This is a genomic window from Actinobacillus ureae ATCC 25976, assembly GCF_000188255.1.
In the GTDB taxonomy this organism is placed as follows: Bacteria; Pseudomonadota; Gammaproteobacteria; order Enterobacterales; family Pasteurellaceae; genus Actinobacillus; species Actinobacillus ureae.
Genome location: NZ_GL831081.1, coordinates 123,769 through 126,634 on the forward strand (window position 1 = coordinate 123,769; position 2,866 = coordinate 126,634).

At 38.6% G+C, this 2,866-nt stretch carries 4 protein-coding genes; 2 read left to right on the forward strand and 2 right to left on the reverse strand.

The genetic code is table 11. The features are described from left to right. Positions 1–30: 30 nt before the first annotated feature. Positions 31–1,041, reverse strand: coding sequence for a biotin synthase BioB (gene bioB / locus HMPREF0027_RS08430; protein ID WP_005624196.1), 1,011 nt, complete (start codon positions 1,039–1,041; stop codon positions 31–33). 98 nt (positions 1,042–1,139) lie between these two features. Next, on the reverse strand, positions 1,140–1,703 hold the full coding sequence (locus tag HMPREF0027_RS08435; protein WP_005624197.1) for a hypothetical protein: 564 nt from the start codon (positions 1,701–1,703) through the stop codon (positions 1,140–1,142). A gap of 86 nt (positions 1,704–1,789) precedes the next feature. Here HMPREF0027_RS08435 and HMPREF0027_RS08440 point away from each other — a divergent pair, with 86 nt between their 5' ends. Next, entirely contained in the window at positions 1,790–2,641 is an 852-nt protein-coding gene (locus HMPREF0027_RS08440) for a thymidylate synthase (protein ID WP_005624198.1), read from the forward strand. 84 nt (positions 2,642–2,725) lie between these two features. Further along, on the forward strand, positions 2,726–2,866 hold a 141-nt coding region (locus HMPREF0027_RS11795; protein ID WP_081456970.1), incomplete at its 3' end, for a helix-turn-helix domain-containing protein.

The following is a 2,866-nucleotide window of genomic DNA, read 5'->3' on the forward strand; positions in this document are numbered from 1 at the left end:
GGGGTGCAGATCAACTTGCTGGCTTTTTTCTTATACCTCACTAGGTTCATACGACAACGGGTACAAATCCAATTTATCCATTAACAAGCGGTCAGAATCTTCTTCCGGATTGCAAGTCGTTAACAACTTCTCACCATAGAAAATCGAATTGGCGCCCGCCATAAAACACAATGTTTGCATCGCTTCCGGCATTGCTGTTCTACCTGCAGATAATCGTACATAGCTTTTCGGCATAGTAATACGAGCAACCGCAATTGTTCTAACAAATTCAGTCCAATCCAGAACTTCGGCATTTTCCAATGGTGTACCTTCAACTTTAATTAATTGGTTAATTGGTACACTTTCCGGCTGCGGATCGAGATTCGCTAAACTTGCGATAAGCCCAGCACGCTCCGGACGAGTCTCATTCATTCCGACAATTCCACCGCAACACACTTTTAACCCCGCATTACGCACTTTTCCAAGTGTATCCATCCGATCATCATGATTACGTGTATGCACAATTTTGCTATAACGCTCCGGATCGGTATCTAAATTGTGATTGTAATAATCTAATCCGGCTTGCTTCAAATCTTCCGCCATACCTTCTTCAAGTAAACCGAAAGTGCCGCAAGTTTCTAGGCCTAATGCCTTAACCGCACTAATAATATTGGACACAACTTTAATGTCTTTCGGCTTCGGTCCTCGCCAAGCTGCGCCCATACAAAAACGGCTTGCACCTCGTGCTTTCGCAATTTTTGCCTTCTCGACAATTTCTTCTATATCCATCATCACTTGCTTTTCAAGTCCGGTATCATAGCGAGCAGACTGAGGACAATATTCACATTCCTCCGGACAACCGCCTGTTTTTATCGAAAGTAACGTAGATAATTGAATCGCTTGCGGATCAAAATTTTCTCTATGCACTTGTGCAGCCTTAAACACCAATTCCATAAAAGGCATAGCAAATAATTCTTCAACTTGGCATTTACGCCAATATTGCACCGTTGGATGTGGTGTTAATTCATTTTTTGCTTTAAGACGTAAATTATAAGTTGTCATAAGCTCCGTTCTCCTTCGTTATAAAAAAGCGGTCAATTTTCCTGTATTTTTTACAAATTATTAGGAAAATATGACCGCTTACGTAAGCCATAATCTCGTTATTTAACCACTTTCTTAGTTTTTACTGATTTTTTCGCTTTAGCTTCCGCTTTGTTTTCATCTTCTGCGATTGTTTTTACACAAAGATGAAGAATTTGCTCAACGCCATTTTGAATATATTCATCACTGCGAACGTTATTTTTTTGAATATCCATCATTGCATCATGAATACCTTGGCTCATGCTTGGCGTTTGAACCAAATTCCAACATTCCGGATCTAAATGGTTAAAATTACCTTGTAAATCAGCAGCATATAATACACCACTATAATAAGCATAGATATTGTGATCCATCATTCGATTTAAAATCATTGCTCGAATTTGTTCAACCGGCATTTTTACTTTTTTGCTGTACCAGTCATTAACTCCATTCATAAATGAATCAATATCGTAACTTTCATTTACTCGATCAGCGTAAGTTTGTGCAGTCGCACCATAAGCAATCGCATAAGATTTCTGATCAATTTCAGAATCACTTAAACGTGCCCAACCGCTTTTTGTAGAACACGCAGCTAATACGGCTAAGGTTAAACCAACCAACATAGTTTTAATGACGTTTTTCATATCGCACTCCTTATCGCTTTATAAAATTTATTATCTATTTTAACGAATAAATGGCAAAATTACCTAAATTTTTTTAAGAGGTAATCATGAAACAGTATTTAGATTTATGTCATCGTATCGTAAACGAAGGGAAATGGGTAGAGAATGAGCGTACTGGTAAGCGCTGTTTAACCGTTATCAATGCGGATTTAACTTATGATGTTGCTAATGGTGAATTTCCGTTAGTCACTACACGCCGCAGCTTTTGGAAAGCAGCTATTGCTGAATTACTCGGCTATATTCGAGGCTACGATAATGCGGCGGATTTCCGTAATCTAGGTACAAAATCATGGGACGTAAATGCCAATCAAAATGCGGCATGGCTAGCAAATCCATACCGTAAAGGTGAAGATGATATGGGATTGGTTTATGGTGCGGTCGGTCGTAACTTTCCTAAGCCTGATGGCGGTTCAATTGATTTACTGCGTCAAATTGTCGATGACCTAAAAAAAGGCGTGGATAATCGAGGTGAAATTTATACTTTTTATCATCCGGGTGTATTTCATATGGGCTGTTTACGTCCGTGCTTATATAGCCATCATTTCTCACTTTTAGACGGTACACTTTATCTCAACAGTACCCAGCGTTCTGCCGATGTGCCGTTAGGTTTAAACTGGAATATGATTCAATGTTACACATTCTTAGCTTTAATGGCGCAAATTACCGAGCACAAAGCCGGACAAGCATTCCATAAAATTGTCAATGCGCATATTTATGAAGACCAGCTAGAATTAATGCGTGATGTACAATTGAAAAGAGAGCCGCTAGGCGCACCTAAACTTTGGATAAATCCGGAAATTAAGTCATTGGAAGATTTAGAAACGTGGGTAACGCTTGATGATTTCAAAGTAGAAGACTATGAATATCATCCAAGTATTCAATATCCATTTGCCGTCTAAAAATAGTAATAAAAAAGCCTAGCTCTTTTGAGCTGCCCCCCAAAGTTGGACTAAACCTCCAACAGGTTAAGGTGCAGATTTTTCATGACTAAATATAACTCGCTATTCAAACAACAAGTCATCGAGTTTTATCTTCAAAATGACAAAAACCGTTTATTCACTCAACGACATTTTCAATTATCCAAGAAAACCTTAACTCGATGGATTGCTCAATTTAATCATAAT

Bases quoted from the DNA above. Each gene is read 5' to 3' on its own strand.
- HMPREF0027_RS08440 (WP_005624198.1), top strand. From the start codon at position 1,790: ATGAAACAGTATTTAGATTTATGTCATCGTATCGTAAACGAAGGGAAA.
- bioB (WP_005624196.1), bottom strand. From the start codon at position 1,041: ATGACAACTTATAATTTACGTCTTAAAGCAAAAAATGAATTAACACCA.
- HMPREF0027_RS08435 (WP_005624197.1), bottom strand. From the start codon at position 1,703: ATGAAAAACGTCATTAAAACTATGTTGGTTGGTTTAACCTTAGCCGTA.